At 39.5% G+C, this 20,338-nt stretch carries 22 protein-coding genes; 3 read left to right on the top strand and 19 right to left on the bottom strand.

The genetic code is table 11. The annotated features are described in order from the left end of the window. Window positions 1–67: 67 nt before the first annotated feature. From spoIVA to CYJ36_RS15875, 3 genes are all read right to left on the bottom strand, one after another. Window positions 68–1,546, bottom strand: coding sequence for a stage IV sporulation protein A (gene spoIVA / locus CYJ36_RS15885; RefSeq protein WP_101568245.1), 1,479 nt, complete (start codon window positions 1,544–1,546; stop codon window positions 68–70). 197 nt (window positions 1,547–1,743) lie between these two features. Then, on the bottom strand, window positions 1,744–2,463 hold the full coding sequence (locus CYJ36_RS15880; protein WP_101568484.1) for a hypothetical protein: 720 nt from the start codon (window positions 2,461–2,463) through the stop codon (window positions 1,744–1,746). Between the two features lie 28 nt (window positions 2,464–2,491). Continuing rightward, window positions 2,492–2,692 (bottom strand): DUF2768 domain-containing protein, encoded by a 201-nt coding sequence (locus tag CYJ36_RS15875; RefSeq protein ID WP_101568244.1) that lies wholly within the window; start codon window positions 2,690–2,692, stop codon window positions 2,492–2,494. Between the two features lie 168 nt (window positions 2,693–2,860). Here CYJ36_RS15875 and CYJ36_RS24465 point away from each other — a divergent pair, with 168 nt between their 5' ends. Then, complete coding sequence (locus CYJ36_RS24465) at window positions 2,861–2,992, top strand: hypothetical protein (RefSeq protein ID WP_257962503.1); 132 nt, start codon at window positions 2,861–2,863, stop codon at window positions 2,990–2,992. A gap of 338 nt (window positions 2,993–3,330) precedes the next feature. Here the strand turns inward: CYJ36_RS24465 and CYJ36_RS15870 are convergent, their stop codons facing one another. The 5 genes from CYJ36_RS15870 to CYJ36_RS15850 all read right to left on the bottom strand — a co-directional run bounded on the left by CYJ36_RS15870 (window position 3,331) and on the right by CYJ36_RS15850 (window position 7,731). Beyond that, window positions 3,331–4,365 carry an NAD(P)H-dependent glycerol-3-phosphate dehydrogenase gene (locus CYJ36_RS15870; protein WP_101568243.1) on the bottom strand — a complete coding sequence of 345 codons (1,035 nt, stop codon included), beginning with the start codon at window positions 4,363–4,365 and terminating at the stop codon, window positions 3,331–3,333. 15 nt (window positions 4,366–4,380) lie between these two features. Beyond that, window positions 4,381–5,691, bottom strand: a complete 1,311-nt coding sequence (der, locus tag CYJ36_RS15865) for a ribosome biogenesis GTPase Der (RefSeq protein ID WP_101568242.1) — start codon at window positions 5,689–5,691, stop codon at window positions 4,381–4,383. Between the two features lie 360 nt (window positions 5,692–6,051). Then, a complete protein-coding gene (locus CYJ36_RS15860; protein WP_101568241.1) occupies window positions 6,052–6,243 on the bottom strand; it encodes a capping complex subunit for YIEGIA in 192 nt (63 codons plus the stop codon). Beyond that, a complete protein-coding gene (locus tag CYJ36_RS15855; protein ID WP_101568240.1) occupies window positions 6,240–7,136 on the bottom strand; it encodes a YIEGIA family protein in 897 nt (298 codons plus the stop codon). Before CYJ36_RS15855 ends, CYJ36_RS15860 begins: the two co-directional genes overlap by 4 nt. Window position 7,137: 1 nt before the next feature. After that, window positions 7,138–7,731 carry a YphA family membrane protein gene (locus CYJ36_RS15850; protein WP_101568239.1) on the bottom strand — a complete coding sequence of 198 codons (594 nt, stop codon included), beginning with the start codon at window positions 7,729–7,731 and terminating at the stop codon, window positions 7,138–7,140. A 129-nt stretch (window positions 7,732–7,860) separates the two neighbouring features. Between CYJ36_RS15850 and CYJ36_RS15845 the strand changes: the two genes are divergently transcribed. Next, window positions 7,861–7,992 (top strand): YpzI family protein, encoded by a 132-nt coding sequence (locus CYJ36_RS15845; protein ID WP_101568238.1) that lies wholly within the window; start codon window positions 7,861–7,863, stop codon window positions 7,990–7,992. A 209-nt stretch (window positions 7,993–8,201) separates the two neighbouring features. Here the strand turns inward: CYJ36_RS15845 and fni are convergent, their stop codons facing one another. From fni to prsW, 9 genes are all read right to left on the bottom strand, one after another. Further along, window positions 8,202–9,275 carry a type 2 isopentenyl-diphosphate Delta-isomerase gene (fni, locus tag CYJ36_RS15840; protein ID WP_308315326.1) on the bottom strand — a complete coding sequence of 358 codons (1,074 nt, stop codon included), beginning with the start codon at window positions 9,273–9,275 and terminating at the stop codon, window positions 8,202–8,204. Further along, complete coding sequence (rpsA, locus tag CYJ36_RS15835; RefSeq protein WP_101568237.1) at window positions 9,276–10,421, bottom strand: 30S ribosomal protein S1; 1,146 nt, start codon at window positions 10,419–10,421, stop codon at window positions 9,276–9,278. A gap of 131 nt (window positions 10,422–10,552) precedes the next feature. After that, window positions 10,553–11,137, bottom strand: coding sequence for a lysophospholipid acyltransferase family protein (locus tag CYJ36_RS15830; RefSeq protein ID WP_101568482.1), 585 nt, complete (start codon window positions 11,135–11,137; stop codon window positions 10,553–10,555). A gap of 5 nt (window positions 11,138–11,142) precedes the next feature. Continuing rightward, window positions 11,143–11,814 (bottom strand): (d)CMP kinase, encoded by a 672-nt coding sequence (gene cmk, locus CYJ36_RS15825; protein ID WP_101568236.1) that lies wholly within the window; start codon window positions 11,812–11,814, stop codon window positions 11,143–11,145. A gap of 107 nt (window positions 11,815–11,921) precedes the next feature. Continuing rightward, complete coding sequence (locus CYJ36_RS23730; RefSeq protein ID WP_257962502.1) at window positions 11,922–12,110, bottom strand: YpfB family protein; 189 nt, start codon at window positions 12,108–12,110, stop codon at window positions 11,922–11,924. Window positions 12,111–12,151: 41 nt separating this feature from the next. Beyond that, window positions 12,152–12,808, bottom strand: coding sequence for a flagellar brake protein (locus CYJ36_RS15820; RefSeq protein WP_101568235.1), 657 nt, complete (start codon window positions 12,806–12,808; stop codon window positions 12,152–12,154). Between the two features lie 248 nt (window positions 12,809–13,056). Next, window positions 13,057–14,400, bottom strand: a complete 1,344-nt coding sequence (gene ypeB / locus CYJ36_RS15815; protein WP_101568234.1) for a germination protein YpeB — start codon at window positions 14,398–14,400, stop codon at window positions 13,057–13,059. A gap of 13 nt (window positions 14,401–14,413) precedes the next feature. Continuing rightward, window positions 14,414–15,316, bottom strand: coding sequence for a spore cortex-lytic enzyme (sleB, locus tag CYJ36_RS15810; protein WP_224773422.1), 903 nt, complete (start codon window positions 15,314–15,316; stop codon window positions 14,414–14,416). Between the two features lie 195 nt (window positions 15,317–15,511). Continuing rightward, the gene (gene prsW, locus CYJ36_RS15805) at window positions 15,512–16,165 is read right to left on the bottom strand and encodes a glutamic-type intramembrane protease PrsW (protein ID WP_101568233.1); all 654 of its coding nucleotides are present in this window, start codon (window positions 16,163–16,165) and stop codon (window positions 15,512–15,514) included. A 277-nt stretch (window positions 16,166–16,442) separates the two neighbouring features. Here prsW and CYJ36_RS15800 point away from each other — a divergent pair, with 277 nt between their 5' ends. Beyond that, window positions 16,443–17,411 (top strand): asparaginase, encoded by a 969-nt coding sequence (locus CYJ36_RS15800; protein WP_101568232.1) that lies wholly within the window; start codon window positions 16,443–16,445, stop codon window positions 17,409–17,411. A 114-nt stretch (window positions 17,412–17,525) separates the two neighbouring features. Here CYJ36_RS15800 and CYJ36_RS15795 read toward each other — a convergent pair whose 3' ends face one another. Both CYJ36_RS15795 and CYJ36_RS15790 read right to left on the bottom strand, forming a co-directional pair. Continuing rightward, on the bottom strand, window positions 17,526–18,494 hold the full coding sequence (locus tag CYJ36_RS15795) for a YpdA family putative bacillithiol disulfide reductase (protein ID WP_101568480.1): 969 nt from the start codon (window positions 18,492–18,494) through the stop codon (window positions 17,526–17,528). Between the two features lie 91 nt (window positions 18,495–18,585). Continuing rightward, window positions 18,586–19,857, bottom strand: a complete 1,272-nt coding sequence (locus CYJ36_RS15790; protein ID WP_101568231.1) for a Glu/Leu/Phe/Val family dehydrogenase — start codon at window positions 19,855–19,857, stop codon at window positions 18,586–18,588. Window positions 19,858–20,338: the final 481 nt, after the last annotated feature.

The raw sequence follows: 20,338 nt of genomic DNA, 5'->3' as shown, positions 1-20,338 counted from the left end.
GAAACTGAAAACTATTTTTAAAGACAAAAAAGATGACCCTATTTCGTGGTCATCTGTTCAAATACATTTATAGAATGATCGCGATTAATCCGCCTGATCCTTCGTTAATAATTCTTTCCAGCGTTTCTTTCAGCTTGTATCTCGCATTTTCAGGCATTAAAGATAGTTTCGCTTGAATTCCTTCTCGTACGATTGAGCTCAAGCTTCGTCCGAAAATATCTGAATTCCAGATAGAAAGCGGATTATCTTCAAAATCCTGCATTAAGTACCGTACCAGTTCCTCACTTTGCTTTTCTGTACCGATAATTGGAGCAAACTCTGATTCCACATCAACTTTAATCATATGAATGGAAGGAGCCACTGCCTTTAATCGGACACCAAACCTTGCACCCTGACGGATGATTTCAGGTTCATCCAGGCTCATGTCGCTAAGAGCCGGCGCTGCAATGCCATACCCTGTCTGCTTTACCATCCTAAGAGCATCTGACACTTGATCATATTCAGCCTTTGCGTATGCAAAGTCCTGCATCAGCTGCAGCAAATGATCTTTTCCCCGGATTTCTACTCCGACTACCTCTTTTAGGATCTGATCGTACAGATCATCTGGAGCATACAAGTCAATTTCGGCAATTCCTTGCCCCATTTCAATTCCAGCAAGACTTGCCCGGTCAATGAAGTCATATTCGCTGAAATATCCTACTACACGATCAACATCTCTAAGGCGTTTAATATCCTGAACAGTATCTTTAACAGCTTCCTGGTAGCTTTCGCGCAGCCAGTGGTTATCACGAAGGACCATTACCCAGCTAGGAAGATTCACATTTACCTCTAGGACTGGGAACTCATAAAGTGCTTCGCGAAGAACATTGATTACATCTGTTTCGCGAATACTTTCAACACTCATCGCAAGAACCGGGATGTCATATTTCTCGCTCAGCTGTCTGCGGAGTGTTTCTGTTTCAGGGTGATATGGCTGTACAGTATTAATGATCATAATGAATGGCTTGCCGACTTCTTTCAATTCCTCTATTACGCGTTCTTCAGCTTCGATGTAGTCTCTTCTAGGAATTTCTCCAATGGAGCCATCTGTTGTAATAACAACTCCGATCGTTGAATGTTCCTGTATCACCTTACGAGTGCCGATTTCAGCTGCTTCATGGAATGGAATCGGCTCCTCATACCACGGAGTGTTAATCATTCTTGGACCGTTTTCGTCTTCATATCCTTTTGCTCCAGGCACTGTATAGCCTACGCAATCTACCAATCTAATATTGACGTCAAGTCCCTCATCAACATGGATTGAAACAGCTTGATTCGGAACAAATTTAGGCTCTGTCGTCATGATGGTTTTTCCGGCTGCACTTTGCGGCAGTTCATCCTGCGCCCGTGCTTTATCTGCTTCATTATCAATATTCGGAAGCACGACAAGCTCCATGAACTTTTTAATAAAAGTAGATTTGCCTGTTCTTACTGCTCCCACTACTCCAAGATAGATATCGCCGCCAGTGCGCTCAGCAATATCTTTGAAAATATCTACCTTTTCCAAGTGATCCCCTCCCGATCATAGGCTTCTTGGGTTATTGACCGTCTTCTTCTTCGTGTTTTAGGACACTATATATTTATGACGTTGTCCTATTTATTTATGACAGTATCCGAAAATTTTTTCATTTCATTTTCTTATTATGATTTTAAAAATGAAAAACCCCTCTTTCAGAGTTTATTCTCTTAAGAGGGGTTCATGCCTTATTTATCTAAAAATACAGGTTCATTTTTTTCATTAACTGTATATGGCAGCGAAAAAGCAGGAACAAATGGGGAATCTTCCACTAAAAGATCTCTTATGTCTTCACCTTTTGCGATTGTTCTTTTCTTTTTGTTTAATACTTTAAACAAATCAATCCTGTAATCTACATACACTTCGCCTTTATTATCAATTACAAAAGGCAGCATTTCGCCTGAATACGGACTTATTGCCTGCGGGGCTTCCTTGTAACCCAGCTTTTTATAATCTAAAGTAAATACATTTTCAGCCACAATATCTTTATATGGCGGATACCCGTTCGAAGCTTTATACACATTTAATCTTGTTTTCAAATCACGGATTTCTTCTGAAATACGGAGATCAATCAGCTTTACTGTCGGATTCTCTTCAACATCGATGAGAACATACAAGTAAATTCCTCCGTTTTCATAAGCGGTTCCAGGCGGTTCAGCCATATACCCAGGCACGAGCTGGGCAAAGTCAACGGGGTACTTTTGATAGATCGGGGTTTTCATATCTCTAGTTTTTATTGGAAGCAGTCCCCCGGAATCTTCTTTAAAGCGATCTACCGTATTTTGAACACCTGCAATTTGATCTTCATAAGCTACCTGATTTTTGGTCAGTTCCTGATCAGGATATAAACAGCCTGAAAGCAATGTCATGAGTAAAAATACAGGGATAATAGCTGCAAACTTTTTCATGAAAATCTTCCTTTTATTTTGAAATTCATTATTCATTTACAGGACCGCTGAATACAACAAAAATAATCATTAATCCTGCTAGAATCATAAAAAAATAGGCAATTGAGGCAAAAATAACCTTTAAAAACCCTTTCATTTTATATCTGCTGAAATAGATTGATATGATCGCAACAAACATAAACCCCATTGAAGCGAGAGCAATCCACATCTTTAATAACGCTGGACTCATTCTCTTTCCTCCCCTTTTATTCCGAAAATATTATATCACAAGAAAAGCGGAAGCGCCTGCATAGAAAAGCGGAACCGACTGCTTAGCTCCGACAGACAGATAAGGAGCAGACTGCAAAGTCCGGTTTTGACTTTTCAGGCTGATCTGTTCTGACCGAGGAGTTAGGAGGTGGAGCTGGACAAAAGAAAAGCGGAAGCGCCTCCTTCTCCCGCAAAGCAGCTAAGAATTGTCCAAGGTCAATTAACGCTATCATTCAATGAGATGGCAATTGACCAGAGGATACGCTTATTGGGTAAATAATAAAGCCTGTCCCCTCATTCCATAAAAAAACTGAAGTAAAGAGGGGCAGCTTTACTCCAGCTATTTTTACTGCAGACTAATCGAACCCAAAAGATTAGAACAACTCATAATTTACTACGATGCATTTTATGCGAATTTCAGAGCATTTGCATCCTCTAATGCCTATTTTCACGGATAAAGTCTGCCGATTCAGGAGCCAAGAGGAGATGTAAGTATATGATTCAATGCTAAGTGTGATTCACGCATTTGCACCTAGTGGTCCGTTTCATGAGTAAGATCCTTATTCTTTTACAAACTCAACCTATAGTATGCTCACTCCAAACCTTATGCCACACGACTCAGCTGCGATTTTCACTAATATTCACAAGATCTTCCATCTCATGTGTTTTCACTCGTGCCATTAATGAATCAACTGCATCCTCAACTTCTTTATCATTAAATAAAACATCATATAGGGCTGCCGTGATAGGCATTTTTACGTCATATTTTTGTGCAAGCTGGTAGGCTGCCTTTGTTGTTCGAACGCCTTCAACGACCATGCCCATATTTTCAAGCACATCTTCAAGTTTTTGGCCTTTTCCGAGCAGATTGCCAGCTCTCCAGTTTCTTGAGTGAACACTTGTACAAGTTACAATAAGGTCGCCAATTCCAGTTAATCCTGAGAATGTCAGCGGGTTTCCCCCCATTATGCTGCCAAGGCGGGCAATTTCAGCGAGTCCTCTTGTGATAAGTGCTGCTTTTGCGTTATCTCCATAGCCTAAACCATCCGTAATTCCAGCAGCAAGCGCAATGATGTTCTTTAATGCCCCGCCTATTTCAACACCAATCATATCTGGATTTGTGTAAACCCTGAAATGATGGTTCATGAATAAATCCTGAATAAGTTCAGCTGCTTCAAGATTGTCTGATGACGATGTTACAGTTGTCGGCTGTCTTAAGCTTACCTCTTCGGCATGACTTGGACCTGATAGGACTACAACATCCTCAAGCAGTCTTTCAGGCATTTCATCTTTAATGATTTCGGAAATGCGAAGAAGGGAATCTGGTTCAATTCCTTTACTGACATGAACTACCGTAATCGGCTGATCAATTACTTTGATGACCTCTTGCAGAACTTCTCTTATTGCCTTTGTCGGAACAGCAAGGACAGCAATTTTTACATCATTTAAAGCTTCCGCCAAATCCGTATAGCCTCTAATTGCATCAGATAATTCCACATCCGGCAAATATTTATGATTACGATGAGATTCATTGATCTGCTGAATTAATTCCGTCCGGTGCCCCCAGAGCCTTACTTCATGGTTATTATCCGCAAGTACGATGCTCAGTGCTGTGCCCCAGCTTCCTGCACCAAGAACTGCAATACGTTCCATATCTATTCACCCCTATTATTTTCTTGCTCTTGGAAAGATTTTAATTGGTGTGCCTTCAAAGCCGAATGCATCACGGATTCGGTTTTGTAAAAATCGTTCATATGAAAAATGCATCAATTCAGGTTCATTTACGAAGATGGCGAATGCCGGCGGTTTAACTGCAACCTGTGTCGCATAATAAATCTTTAATCTCTTCCCTTTATCTGTTGGAGTCGGATTCATTGCCACCGCATCCATAATCACATCGTTAAGGACGGTAGTTTGAACACGGAGTGCATGATTTTCACTTGCTGTAATAATTTTTGGCATCAGGGTATGGATTCTGCGCGTTGTTTTTGCCGATAAGAAAACAATTGGTGCGTAATCTAAAAACAAGAAATGATCTCTAATATTCGTTTCAAAATCCTTCATTGTTTTTTCGTCTTTTTCAACGGCATCCCATTTATTAACGACAATTACAACAGCACGTCCAGCTTCATGAGCGTAACCGGCAATTTTTTTGTCCTGTTCAATAATTCCTTCTTCACCATCTATGACAACAAGAACTACATCAGAACGGTCAATTGCTTTAAGGGCGCGGAGAACACTGTATTTTTCAGTTGACTCGTATACCTTCCCTTTTTTTCTCATTCCAGCCGTATCGATAATGACAAAATCTTGTCCTTCATAGCGATAGCTTGTGTCAACAGCGTCACGTGTCGTGCCTGCAATGTTGCTCACAATAACACGTTCTTCCCCGAGCAGGGCATTGACAAGCGATGACTTCCCTACATTCGGGCGTCCAATTAAACTAAATTTAATTGTTTCATCGTCATAATCTTCTGTCACGATATTTTTAAAATGCTCAGCAACGGCATCGAGCAAATCACCAAGACCAAGTCCATGAGATCCAGAAATCGGGTATGGCTCTCCAAATCCAAGTGCATAGAAATCATATATACTTGCTCTCATTTCAGGATTGTCCACTTTGTTAACGGCAAGTACTACTGGTTTTTTGCTGCGGTAAAGAATTTTAGCGACTTCTTCATCTGCAGCTGTCACGCCCTCGCGTCCATTTGTCAAAAAAACAATAACATCAGCTTCATCAATCGCAATTTCAGCCTGCTGGCGAATTTGAGCTAAAAACGGCTCATCTCCAATATCAATTCCTCCCGTATCAATCACGTTAAATTGATAGTTCAGCCATTCTCCGGAACTGTATATTCGGTCTCTAGTAACTCCTGGTATATCTTCAACGATTGAAACACGCTCGCCTACGATTCGATTAAAAATTGTCGATTTCCCGACATTCGGACGGCCAACGATCGCTATTATCGGTTTTGCCATATGCTATCTTTCCTTTCAGCTTACAGGTTTATGTATTTGACTGTTTTCGCATTTTTTATGTTTTTAGTATAAATTTCACCCGTGGATTTCCGCTGCAGGCACTTGCTTTCCGCGGGGAGGGTTGGGAGCCTCTATTTCCCGCAGGGGTCAAGTGCCTTCCGCTACAATCCACTATAGGTTTTATCCATTTTTTCTAAAAGCAGCTAAATTTACGAAAAGAGCCATGTATTTTAATGCGGGCAACATATAAGTTTATATCTTACATTATAAGCTTTCCCTTTTCATGAAAGAAACCCTTCTCATATTAACAGGGAAGGGCTTAACTTTTATATATTAGCAGAGATTAGCATGTTTCACAACTCAATGCTTTACAATAATATAAAGATCTTCGCCAATTCCATGTGCAATTCCGTCGAGAATCGCTTCAAGATTTCTAGCGTAAAAATCCATTTCTTCTTTTGTTTTCACAATAAATACAGCCGTTCCTCCTGCTACTTTTTCAGGGCTTGTCGTTATAGCTGCAAGAATATATTTTTCGAGTGATGTTTTCACTTATTTGACCTGCCTTTTTTATTTGCCTTTGACTCACTTGGCATCCTGATGGCATTTTCAAGTGTCGGAACTTCCCCTATGACAGTTTTCGCAAGTTCAATATCCCCGCCTTGAGGAAGAACAAAGACCCCAACTCTGCCATCATCCAAATCACGTTTTGCAAGAGGCACTAATGATGGCTCTCCAGAATCACGGTGTACCCCAAGAGCTGTCGATACATCGTGAAGTATGGCCTGTCTCTGTCCAAGATTTGCAATGGTCGTTTTCGCATTATAATTTTTTGGAGTCAGAATAAAACCCATCCCATATTTCAAAACAGACTCTTGCTTTGATGGAATTCCGATATTCATAATATATATGTTATCGATATATAAACCGGCGCCATCAAAATGGGGCTGTTTATATTCAATATGAACGATATCCTTCAATTTGCTTCCAGCCATTAATTTTTTTGCAATGATGAGGCAAATCACACCAACTGCTATAGCTGCCCATACATTCACTACTAAATACGCGAATGTAGTCACAAGAGATGTAAAAATAACAAGATAATTTCTGCTTTCGAACGCCACAGCAATCCCCTCAATATATGTACTTCCACGAGGAACCAGCTCATAGCCATCCAGTTCTGCCAAAGTATTTCTTTCCATATTTCGTACTTCTCTGAACTGAGAAGCTGCAAGTGTCAAAAACGTAATAGCCGTAAACTCTTCCTCCATAATGGCAGGAATCGCGATAGTCCCAAGACCTGCAGCAATAAATCCAAGTGCAACATGAATTATTTTTCCATGCAGGTATGTAGGGTACTGCCGGTAATCCGTTCGCAGCATATAAAGTCTTGAAATAACACCGAAGGCTACTCCAAATAGGATTGGAAAAGTATATTCATTCATCTTATGCCCCATTCCCCTTTGCAGATTTCTGAACATGCTGATTAAATGCTGCCGTAGTTGATCCCAGATAAGTCCAAACACAAATAATTGCAAACCCTGCTGCAGCCATATTTAAATAATCAGAAGTTCCGATTGTTAACCCTTGATGAAATTTCCCTAATATCACCCAGAATAAAAATTCGCCCTGGCTCATCGAGAGAATAAATATGCCTAAACGTTCCGCCATACTTTTCCCTAAATATATGGAAAGCATACCCAATAGCCCAGTAATAACCGCACTCCTGTCAATCAGAAACCACACGGGATCATAGATCTCAAATAAATGAATTCCGGCATAAGCGCTAGTAAGTGCCATGACAGAGAGGAAAAAATATACCTTACGTTCATTTTTAGCTGCTAAATAATAGCCTGTGCTTATTATTAATAAAAACGCTGCCCGTATATAAAACGAATCAAACTCAATAAAAAGGTCAACCAAACCGATGCACAGCAAAATAATCAGGGATATTATCGTTCTGCCTGTTGATTTTTTCATAAAAAAAGCTGCGACGATCCAAGCCGCCCACATGATCCAATAAAAAATAACATGTTCCACCATTACCACTCCTATTTTTATCATTATGGCTGGATTTAATGTTCTTTAATCCAGGACACAGATAAAAATTAAACTCATGAAGTGCTGCAGCTTGAGAAATAATAAAAACAGGAAAAGGAGGGATATAAAATGGGACGTGACCGTCAAGAAAAAAAGCTGAAAGAAAGTAAACGCGTAGAGTCAGATCGCGATCAATCGCTAAATTATAAAGGAGCAACTTCACTCGAAAGCCCTGAGGAGTCAAGGTCGAGGAATAAATAAAAGACGGCTGGGCAGTCAATTTCTGCCCAATAAAAAAGAAGTTCGCATCCCTGGGAAAAGGCGCGGACTTCTTTTTATTATTGGCTTGTTCGAATAGATTGCTGTTTTTCCTGAACAGACTTATTTACATTTATCATTATAGTTTAGCGCTCTCTTCTTATAATATCGCTTTCCTTATAATAACAATTGCAGGTAGGGTCCTTGCCGTTTTACTTTTGTATCATTCGATTACTGAACGATTTTGTATGAATATTACGTTCATTTAATATATGATGCGTTTGACCTGATAAAATCAATGGAGCACTTTGCAATTGCCTGATATCATTAGCCCCAAGCGCTGTCATAATCATTTTTAGATCATCTACTAAGCTTTTTATTTCACTGATGAGAGCATCATATCCCTCTTCAATTAAAATCTTAAGGAAAAAACCAGCCATACCTGCTCCAGAAGCTCCCAGTGCAATCGCTTTTGCTGCATCCATCGCGTTTTGAATTCCGCCAGAACCAAGAATGGAGACGTCTTTTACTGATTGTGAGAGCTCAGCAATCGATACTGCAGTAGGAATTCCCCAGTCGTTAAAATAGGATAAGATTCTATTTCTGCGTTCGTTTTCAATTTTGGCAAAGTTCGTTCCGCCAAAACCTCCAACATCTATCGCAGCAACACCGATTTCCTGCAGTGATTTGGCAGCTTCACGGTTCATGCCAAATCCGACTTCTTTAACGATAACAGGAACCTCCGCAGCCTCTACAATGTCTGAAATTCTCTCAAGAGCTCCTTTAAAGTTACGATCACCTTCTGGCATGACCAATTCCTGTACAACATTCAGATGAATTTGAATCGCATTTGCTTCTATCATTTCAATGGCAGCTTTAGCTTGATCTGCTGTTGCCTCGCTGCCGAGATTTGCGAATAAAATACCTTTTTGATTCACTTTTCTTACGATCTCATATGACGGCCGTTCACTCTCATCACGAATCGCTGACATTTGTGAGCCTACAGCGAGCGGTATCCCGCATTCTGCTGCAGCAGATGCCAGTGCTTCATTAATTTTGACGGTTTCATCTCCGCCGCCGCCAGTCATTGCATTGATAAAAATTGGCGAACTTAGAACAAGTTCGCCAATTTTAGAATTCAGGTCAATGTGATGAACAGCTGTATCAGGCAGGCTTTGGTGCAAAAACATGATATCGTCAAATCCGTTTTCTCTAAGCTGTCCTGTTTTTAAGGCATGTTGGATATGGTCAATCTTTCTCTTAGCTCTGCTCACTGTCATCACCATTTATTTCAATTTATTTAATTTATCGCCAATCAAATCGCCTAATTGAAAACCAGAAGATTCTTCTTTCGCCTGATAATTTCGGTAATCCTCTTCATCAGCTTTTGAAGGGCCTTCTATCTCTCTTATGCTTAGCGAAATGCGCTGTTCGTTTTCATTTACATCGAGCACCTTAACTTTTACTTCTTCATTCTCAGAAAGAACCTCATGGGGTGTTCCAATATGCTTGTTTGAGATTTGGGAAATATGGACAAGTCCTTCTACTCCTGGAAGGATTTCGACAAAGGCACCAAAAGATACGAGTCTTTTCACTGTACCATCCACTACATCACCAGCTTTAACTTTATCTGTGATGTTTTCCCAAGGTCCAGGAAGCGTTTCTTTAATGGACAGTGAAATTCTTTCGTTATCACGATCAATGGATAACACTTTTACTTGTACTTTTTGGCCTTCTTCAACAACCTCAGAAGGTTTATCTACATGGTTATGCGACAGCTGAGAAATGTGTACAAGTCCGTCAATGCCGCCAATATCAACAAAGGCGCCGAAATCTGTTAAACGCTGAACTGTTCCTTCGAGCACCTCTCCTGCTTTGATCATTTCTAATCGCTGCTGTTTCTTCTCACCTTGTTCTTTTTCGACAACTGCACGATGAGAGAGGATGACACGATTTTTCTCACGGTCAATTTCCACTACCATAAGAGATAACGATTTTCCTTTATAATCTGAAAAATCTTCCACAAAGTGAGATTCCACTAGAGATGCTGGTATGAAGCCTCTCACGCCAAGATCAACGACTAGCCCGCCCTTTACAACATCCTTTACTTCAGCTTCAAACACTTCTTTTGATTCAAATTTAGCTTGCAGCTGACCCCAGGCAAGATCTGCATCAATTGCTCTTTTTGAAAGGATAAGAGCCTCATCCTCGACTTTTGTCACTTTTAATTGAAGTTCTTCATTTTCACTTACAACATCAGAAGCTTTTTCAACGTGCAAGCTGGAAAGTTCACTGATAGGAATTATTCCAGTGTGTTTCACGTTTTCAATTTCAACAATTACCTGTTTGTCTTCCACTTTGGTAACAATCCCTTTCAGGACGTCGCCTACTTCTGGTGTTTTTACTTCTACATCATTCATGTCTTCAACCATTCCAATTACCTCCTTGGTCACAACCTACGACTTAGTTGGATATGTATGAAATCACTTTTTTTAGAATAAAGTGAAAATACTCTTTTTATTAACTTCTAATAAATGTTACATTTTGTCAAGTACAAAGACTTTTATGATTGATGTTTTTCGAGAAGTTCAGCAATTTTTGACATGATAAATTCTGTTGCCTCTTCAGCTGTTGCTTTTCTTTCCCTTAATGAATCCAGGTTAATAGGTTCACCGAAATATACTCTTACTTTATTGAAAGGCTTATAAGTGCCTATAACTGCACATGGAACGACTAATGCATCTGACCTAAGGGCGAAAAAGCCGGCTCCTGCAAGGCCTTTGCCAAGCTTTCCATCTTTGCTTCTCGTACCTTCTGGAAATAAACCGAGAACTCCTCCATCTTTCAGTACGTTTAATCCTTTTCTTAAAGCTTCACGGTCACTCATTCCTCTCTTGACAGGAAACGAACCTACTTTTCTGACTATACCCCCTAATACAGGGACCCGAAACAATTCTTCTTTTGCCATAAAATGCACTTGCCGCGGCGCTGAAATACCCACAGTGGGAGGATCTAAATTATCAATGTGATTCGAACATAATAAAACAGCGCCATCTTTAGGGAAATGTTCTTTTCCTTTCACTTCAATCCGATAAAGAGGAAAAAAAACGGCAGCAACAACGCCTTTTGCAAATTGATAAAATGTCATCTTCATCAAAGCCTCTCTTTAACGATTTTCTTAATTTCCTCTACTACTCCCTTAATAGATAAAGAGGTTGTATCAATCTCAACAGCATCATCTGCTTTTTTAAGCGGGGCAATTACTCTTTCAGAATCCAGTTTATCCCGTCTTGCAATATCAATTTTCAATTGCTCAAGATCCGATTCAAAGCCTTTTGAGAGATTTTCATCATGCCGTCTTTTAGCCCGTTCGAGGACTGACGCTCTCAAAAATATTTTCACTTCAGCATTTGGAAGAACATGTGTACCGATATCTCTGCCATCCATCACGACTCTTCCGCCTCTTGCCATTTCCCGCTGTCTTTTTACCATTTCTTCACGGACATAGGCATGTTTTGCCACGATTGATACTGAGTTTGTAACATCATGAGTGCGGATTACTTCCGTGACATTCTCCCCATTGATCAGAACGTGCTGTCCATTTTCACATGGAACTAGTTCAATTTTAGTGGCAGACAATATCTTTTTAAGCTGTTCCTCGTTTTCTAAATCAGCATTATTTTGTATTGCTTTATAAGTAAGAGCGCGGTACATCGCACCTGTGTCAATATAAACGTATGAATAATCTTCAGCTAAGATTTTTGCAACCGTGCTTTTCCCAGCTGCTGCCGGTCCATCAATTGCAATTGAAATATTATGATCCATAGTTCCTCCTTGATAGTTTCCTAGATACATATTGCAGGAATTCTTTGTGTTGTTATGATTTTTAGGTCAGAAATAAAAACAATGCAGGTCTGCTTATCCTGCATAGTTTACTGTTTAAATGTTTCAAGCCATTCGTTAATTGTCAGCTTATTAACACCTTCATATTGTACCACACGTGAAATGTGAGGCTGCAAGCTTGGGATTCCAAGGGCAGCTTGAGCACAAATTAGCAGCACCAGCTGAATGATTACCATTTTAATCAGAATTCTTTCAAACCGCAGCATACTTGTATACATCTCCAGGGTTTTATTACTAGTATGATGCAAAAGGATCCTGATTATTCGCTAAAAGCTCCCTTTTTCTTTAGAAGCAGCTGCTGATCAAAACAAAATTGAAGCAGTTTTTTGCGATCGGTTTCTGTTAAATCAAGAAATTGAAGGGTTGCCATTTCTTTTTTATCACTTTTTATAACCCTTACCATTTTTGCTTTAATTTTCGCATATTCAATTGTGCCTTTTTGAAACGGAAGAGAAAACCAAGCAGTTACTTCCTCATTTTGTTCAAATGATTGTTTACCGGGCAGATTAACTGCTGCTCCGCCAGCACTAATATCTATTGTCGTAGTAACAAATGGCTGAAATCGCTGACTTGCGGAATGAAGAGCTACATCTATCGCAGTTTCGATTCTAACGTACTCTCTTCTTTGTATTCGGATCAGTTCATGTGCTTCCGGCATTTTAAAAGTCAGCATCGGAATTTTTTCTTTACAGCGCCCCAGCACTTCCGTATGAAAAAGATAAGCATTTTGATCGTTTCCTACAAAAGAAGCTTTCAAATGAGTCCCATTCAGCAGAAAAGCTGTTTTCCCATTCTTTTCATATACTGGATAATCAGTATATAATACCTGGTTCTTTAGGTCGACTGCTTTGCATTTTAATTTTGACGCTTGATCGTCTTTTAACTCAAAAATTAAACTATCTCCAATATTCAGCATACGATCACACTCTCTTGTTCGGACTCTACTCTTTCATTAAATCATGGAATATAAGAAAAGCGCAAGCGCCCGTTTAGCGCAAGCATGACAGATAAGAATCCGGCAGAAAAGTCCGGGTTTGAATTTTCCTGCGGATTTGTTCTGGCCGAGCGAGTTGGGCGATTCCGCTCGCCATCAATGCACAAAATTTAATACTTTTTCTCAAAAAAAAAGGAAAAGAGTATTTCACCTTTTCCTTTCTTTTTTCATTAAATTTCCTGATAGATTGGCTCTGAGTTATCAAGCTTTTCAACCTTTTCCTCTGACCCATCATCTGCATTAACGAAAATCCGGTAAGTATCATTTTCCATCGTTCCTAAGAATTCATAGCAGAGAATCTCTTCACCGAGTTCATTTGTAATGATTGCGAGTCTGTCTTCTTGAACCAGCAGGTTAGGATTTACAAATCCTTTAGCCTCTGCAAGTGTCAGCCCGGCATTTGGAATTTCACGTTTACGGTGTGAAGCCAGATAATCTCTTGCTGAAAATCCAATAACTTTCCCGTCATCAAGAGCAACCTTCATCCTTATAGCATCTGGGTACAGCCTCACATTTTCATAAACCGAGACAAATGAGAAAATACCTATATTCTCAAATTGAGCACTTTCGTACAGAACTAAATCTTCAAAACCCTGGTCCTTTAAAAACTTTGCTGCATTATTTGATGCATCATTCAGGCTTATTTTTTGATCTTTAACTTCACGTTCTTGTATTAGCCAGATCGGGTATCCTCCTTTTTTGGTAATATCCAAAAATACATTTGATTTATGTTTAGGATCATTTACTTCAACACTGTAAAATTCTAATCGCGATCCTTTTCCGCTAGGAGTGATTTTCATATTGCCGGCTGCACTTGGAACAAACTTTTTAATAATTTGAGGAACTTCTTTTTCTGTCACTGTTTTTCCTTGTAGGTGATTAAAGCCCTCTTCTGATTTTTTGACCGAAGTAAACGATGGATCAAAATCTGTTTCTGAATATGCATTCACATTTTTTTCTACCGTCTTAAATCCGTTGATTATCGTGTTGTCCATTTGTTTTTCACCTGCTGCAAGAGCAAGTTCAACATCCATCCATCTCAGATTATTATCAATGACAAGATGCTGTACATTTCGAAGTTCTTTCTGAATATCTTCAGATTTCGTATAAAGCTGCTTTAGTGTTGCATATTCTTTATCTGATAATGGTTCCTTATCTAAATCTCTGACAGCTGTTCGGTAACTGAAATCTGCAATACTTGCCAGAAATTCTTCTGTTTTATTAAAAGGCAGAAGTGTCAGTGGAAGCTGCCCGACATCAGATTGGGCTTCAGACGTAATTCTCCAAACATCTACAAGTCCAGGAGAGAGTGATTTTTTAGAATTCATCGCCAGAGTGGCGCCTATTTTATCATTAAGCTGATCAACCTGATACGTTAAATCATGAAATGCTCGCTGATAATTATTTTCTGCGTGTATCAGTACTGCATTTTTCTCTTGATGCTCTTTGTAGCCCCAATAAGCTGTTCCGACAATACCTATTGTCAAAATGGCAATCAATATACCTCTGATCATTTGCTTTCACCTCTTAATTACAGAATATGTGCTTACCGATTTGCTTAATTTGAGGGCGTCCCCAAATCCAGGCACTTGTCGCTGTATTCGGATTGAAATAATACTCGGCTTCTTCTGTAGGATCCCAGCCGTTAATGGCATCCATGACAGCCTTTTTCGCAGTTTCATTAGGAGTCAGCCAGATTTGTCCATCTGCTACAGCAGTAAAAGCTCCTGGTTCAAAAATGACACCTGAAACAGTATTAGGGAACACCGGACTGTTCACACGGTTTAAGATAACTGCTGCCACTGCAACTTGGCCGATATAAGGTTCTCCGCGCGCCTCACCATACACCGCATTTGCCATAAGCTGAATATCATTTTGAGAAAAGCCTTCAGGCATATTTACTGCAGTTGTTTTTGCTTTTGCTTTTGATTTCGGTTTAGGCGCTGCTTTCTTTTGAGGTGCTGCCTGTTGTTTAGGCTGTGTTTGTTGTTTTTGAGGCTGTTTTTTTTGAGCAGCTTGCTGCTGATTCCCGCCTGCTCCACCCTTGCCGCCTTTCGCAGCTTTCATTTTTGCTTTAAATTCTTTCGAAGGAGAGCTTTGTTTGCTTAGAGGAACTCCTCCATAATGAGTAAAGTCCTTACCAGAATTAAGCTGTTTATGAACAAAATCCCGATAGTATTTCGTAGTCTGCGTCAATTTTTGCTTTGTTGACTCACCGACCAGGCCGTCAATTTCCTTTAAGCCAAACTCATATTGAAAGTTGCGGACCGCCCAGTAAGTACTCCAGCCATAAACTCCATCGATAGAACCGTTATAATACCCGTTGTATTGCAATCTTGACTGCAGTTCAACAACATCATCGCCAACAGCGCCTTTTTGAATCACTTGATTCGAGAACGCATGTGCTTCATTTTGATTTAAAATTGTCATATGAAAAACGAGGGCAATAAGTACTGCACCTGCCGTCATCCAAATGAAACGATATTTCTGCATGCTGCTGCCTCCTCATACTTGATGGTTTTCCTTACAAAGTATTTTTTGTAGTAAATGGCATTTTATACAACATGATTTAGAAGTTCTCTATATAATAAAAAGCAACCCTTCTTTCAGGATTGCTTTTCAGACTTATACAGGCTGTTTCAAAATTCTTGCTTTTTTCGCTTTATGCAAAGCAAACCACCATAAAAAGAACATAAAAGGCACCATAAAAAATGGCCAAAGTTCGTGTGAAATCAATATGTAATCATATAATCCATGCAAAAGAACCGGAATAGCCAAAGAAAACAGAATCCATTTCTTTTTATCAGATGGACTGGAAAATTTGCCTTTTCCAAGATAATAACCCATGATCACACCAAATAGGGCATGACTGGATACAGGAAGTAATGCACGTCCGATCGCAAAATCCAAACCATTTGCAAGCAAATATAAAATATTTTCTAAAGTGGCGAATCCAAGCGAAAGTGATACTCCATATACAATCCCGTCATAATGCTCGTCAAAATGTACATGTGGATAAATGGTAACAAACAAAATAAACCATTTAAAAAATTCTTCAAGCAGCCCGCTTGATAAAAAAGCATTCACTAAACTGGATGGAATAGCACCTTCAGCTTCCAATACATACTGAATAAACATAATAGGGAAAACGAGCAATGCCCCAATAACGAACGACCTGAAAACCATATAAAAAGGCTCCGAATCATACTGGTCTTTTAAATAGAAATAGCTTAAAATAGCTAAACCGGGGGCTATGCCGGCAGATATAATTGCAATCATCTACAGGCCTTCTTTCTTCTAGTTCTGTGTGCACAAAGATTCGTTCTTTTTGTGTTAAGGCTCATTCATATCAGATAATAGGATTTCGTGTTCTTTCCTAATTAAATGTCCTTGCATAACAGATACACGCTCTATATACGATTGTGAAACAACAATGCTTTAGAAATGAGCCTTCTTCTAAATTCTTCTATTTATTAATGGTATCATGTTATCGTAAAATTGAAAATGAATCGTGAACTTTTCAGAGAAAAAGATTTTTTAACAGACGGAGGAACTTATGAAACATATTTTTGTCATTCACACGGGCGGAACCATATCAATGAGCGAAGATGAAACAACCGGGGAAGTGAAACAAGGAGAATCGAATCCTCTTCTTCATAACTTATTGAAATTTAACGATTTAATAATTACGGCAAAGGAATTGTTTTATCTTCCTTCGCCTCATATTACACCAATCGAAATGCTTCAATTAAAAGAAACAATCGTAAATGCCTGTAAAAAGGATAAAATTGATGGCATTGTTATAACACACGGGACTGATACACTCGAAGAAACAGCTTATTTCCTTGATCTGACTTTGAACATTGATATTCCTGTTGTCATTACCGGCGCAATGAGATCGAGCAATGAGCTTGGTTCAGACGGCCTGTATAATCTTGTCTCCTCTATACAAGTTGCCGCTTCAGATCAAGCGGCTTCCATGGGAGTGCTTGTCGTAATGAACGATGAGGTGCACTCGGCACAAAATACCACTAAAACCCATACCAGCAATGTGGCGACCTTCCAAAGTCCTCAGTATGGACCGATCGGCATTGTGAACAAAAGAGGAGTAGCCTTTCATCATAAGCCTGTTAACAGAACCTTCCTTGAGGTAAAAGAACTTACGAAGCAAGTTTTACTGTTAAAAGCCTATGCGGGCATGGATGAAGCAATTTTGAATGCAATTGAAGGATTAAAACTGGATGGACTTGTAATCGAGGCTCTCGGCCAAGGCAATTTGCCGCCCAAAATGATGCCTGCATTGAAGAGATTAATTAGCTCAGGGGTAAAAATTATCATCGTATCAAGATGCTTTAATGGAATTGTTCAAGATGTCTATTCCTACGAAGGCGGCGGAAAAACGCTAAAAGACAGCGGAGTTATTTTCAGCAATGGTTTGAATGGACAAAAAGCTAGACTAAAGCTGATGATTGCACTTGAAACAACTCAGGATGATCAGGAATTGCAGGCAATCTTTTCATATTGAAACTGTTAAAAGACATCATCGGAGCGATGATGTCTTTTTCTTTGGAAATCAGGGAATTATTGAAATGTAATTACCAAGGTTCCGCTACAGCGCCTTTAGCTTTTGTTCATATCCTTATTCTTTTTTCCCTTGAATATGATCGGCAAGTATTCCGCCATGAAATCGCCCATTCTCAATAAAAATTTCATTGGCATTGTTTCCAGCTGCAATCACACCGGCAATATAGATTCCTTCTACATTCGTTTCCATTGTTTCAGCTGAAAAAGCCGGTCTCCCTGAAGTTTCATCTATTGCTACACCCATTTTTGATAAAAAAGAGTGATCTGGATGATAGCCAGTCATCGCAAAAACAAAATCGTTTTTTATCGTTCTTTCTTCATTGCAGTCGATTTCATAGGTAATGGAATCTTCTCTAATGTCTTTTAATAAAGAGTTAAACTCCATTTTAATCGTTCCATTGCGGACAAGTGCATCAAATTCAGGCAATATCCAGGGCTTCACGCTAGGTGAATACTCTGCACCTCTATAAATGACTGTTACACGCGCGCCTGCATTTACAAGTTCAAGCGCTGCATCCACACTTGAGTTTTTGCCTCCAACAACCGCAACATCTTTGTCAAAAAACGGATGACCTTCTTTAAAATAATGAAATACCTTCGGCAAATCTTCCCCGGGGATATTCATGTAATTCGGGTGATCGTAATAACCCGTTGCAATGACTACGTAATTCGAATGGTACTTATCTTTCGTTGTACTTACAATAAAACCTGCGTCTTGTTTGACAACTTCTGTTACTTTTTCAAAAGCATTAATTCTCAGTCTGCTTCTCTTTACAACTTCACGATAATAAGAGAGAGCTTGATTACGATGAGGTTTTCTATTTTCAGTTATGAATGGAATACCGCCAATCTCAAGCTTTTCACTGGAACTGAAAAACGTCTGATGGGTGGGGTAATGATAAATAGCATTTACAATGTTTCCTTTTTCAATAACGAGCGGAGTTATCCCTTTTTCCTTTAGAGCTATGGCTGCTGCTAAACCGCAGGGTCCGCCTCCAATGATAATAACATCTTCCTTTTTCAAAACGTTCACTCCTGTATCAAAAAACATAAGTACAAAAAAATCTCCTATCGGTAATGATAGGAGATTTTAAGATGTGATGCAAATATTTGGTTTAGATCCAGCCTCTGAAACGAGATGCTTCGGCCATTTTACGCACTCCGACCATGTAGGCAGCCAAACGCATATCTACACGGCGTGTTTGTGCAGCTTCATAAATGTTATTAAATGATTTAACCATCACTTTTTCAAGCTTTTCTTCCACTTCTTCTTCCGTCCAGTAGTAACCTTGATTGTTTTGGACCCACTCAAAATAAGAAACCGTTACGCCTCCAGCACTTGCTAATACGTCAGGTACTAAGAGAATGCCGCGATCTGTCAAGATTTGAGTACCTTCTAGCGTTGTAGGGCCATTAGCAGCTTCTACCACAATGCTTGCACGGATTAAATGAGCATTTTCTTCCGTGATTTGGTTTTCGATCGCTGCAGGAACTAAAATATCACAATCCAGTTCGAGCAGTTCTTTATTTGAAATTGTATCGTTAAATAGCTTCGTTACTGTTCCAAAGCTGTCGCGTCGATCAAGCAAGTAATCAATATCAAGGCCATTTGGATCATGAAGACCGCCATATGCATCTGAAATACCGATAACCTTTGCTCCTGCATCATGCATAAATTTAGCCAGGTAGCTTCCTGCATTTCCAAATCCCTGAACTACGACACGGGCTCCTTTAATATCAATGCCCTTTTTCTTTGCTGCTTCATAAATACAAATCGTAACACCTTTTGCAGTAGCCGACTCACGTCCATGTGAACCGCCAAGTACAAGCGGTTTTCCTGTAATAAAACCAGGAGAGTTAAATTCATCTATTCTGCTGTACTCATCCATCATCCAAGCCATAATTTGCGAGTTGGTGAAGACATCAGGTGCAGGGATATCTTTTGTTGGCCCAACAATTTGGCTGATTGCCCTTACGTATCCTCGGCTCAGACGTTCTAATTCACGGAACGACATATCACGGGGATCGCAGACAATACCGCCTTTTCCTCCGCCATATGGCAAATCAACGATACCGCATTTTAAACTCATCCATATTGATAGCGCTTTAACTTCAGTTTCGGTTACACCCGGATGAAAACGAATTCCGCCTTTTGTAGGACCAACAGCATCATTGTGCTGGGCACGGTAGCCAGTAAAGATTTTGACTGAACCATCATCCATTCGTACAGGTATTTTTACCGTCATCATTCTCAGCGGTTCTTTTAATAGTTCATAAACTTCTTCAGGGTATCCTAGTTTCTCTAGGGCTTTATGTATCACCGTTTGTGTTGATTTCAACACATCATGCTTTTCATGTTTATGATCGGTGCTTTTTTCGGCTACCATTCGAGTAAACCTCCTACTGTCTTTTCAGTTGTGTGGAAATGTCCACCTTTCATGACATAGTATACACCTTCAAATGTTTTCTGCAAAGTAGAAAAATCAGAAATACTGCAAAAACAAAATCATTTTTGTAAGCGATTTCAACGAAGTGGTTTTAATGGATATAACTGGATGAAATTCAGGGAATATAGTGAGAAAATAGCGAATTTTATAAAAACATTTTCGAAGAAATTAATGTGCCTTTTTTAGTGGAGCCGTATTTTATTAAAACGGGATTTGGATAAAGGTCATGGACTTCGCTTATTTCATTTCTAGGGCACCAATCAGGTCACAATTTTGCTGGGATTGCTAAGATATTGGTTTGCGAACCAAATATACTTTAGTACCCCTGAGCAGTAACTCGCCGAAAGCTTTTTGAACCCTTGGCCAAGTTTTCATTTTCACAAAAAAACCCACAGTCACTATCACTGTGGGCTATAGTCTG

It is taken from the genome of Bacillus sp. UMB0893 (assembly GCF_002858905.1).
Lineage (GTDB): Bacteria > Bacillota > Bacilli > Bacillales > Bacillaceae > Bacillus_P.
This window is presented reverse-complemented; position numbering and strand designations above follow the sequence as displayed.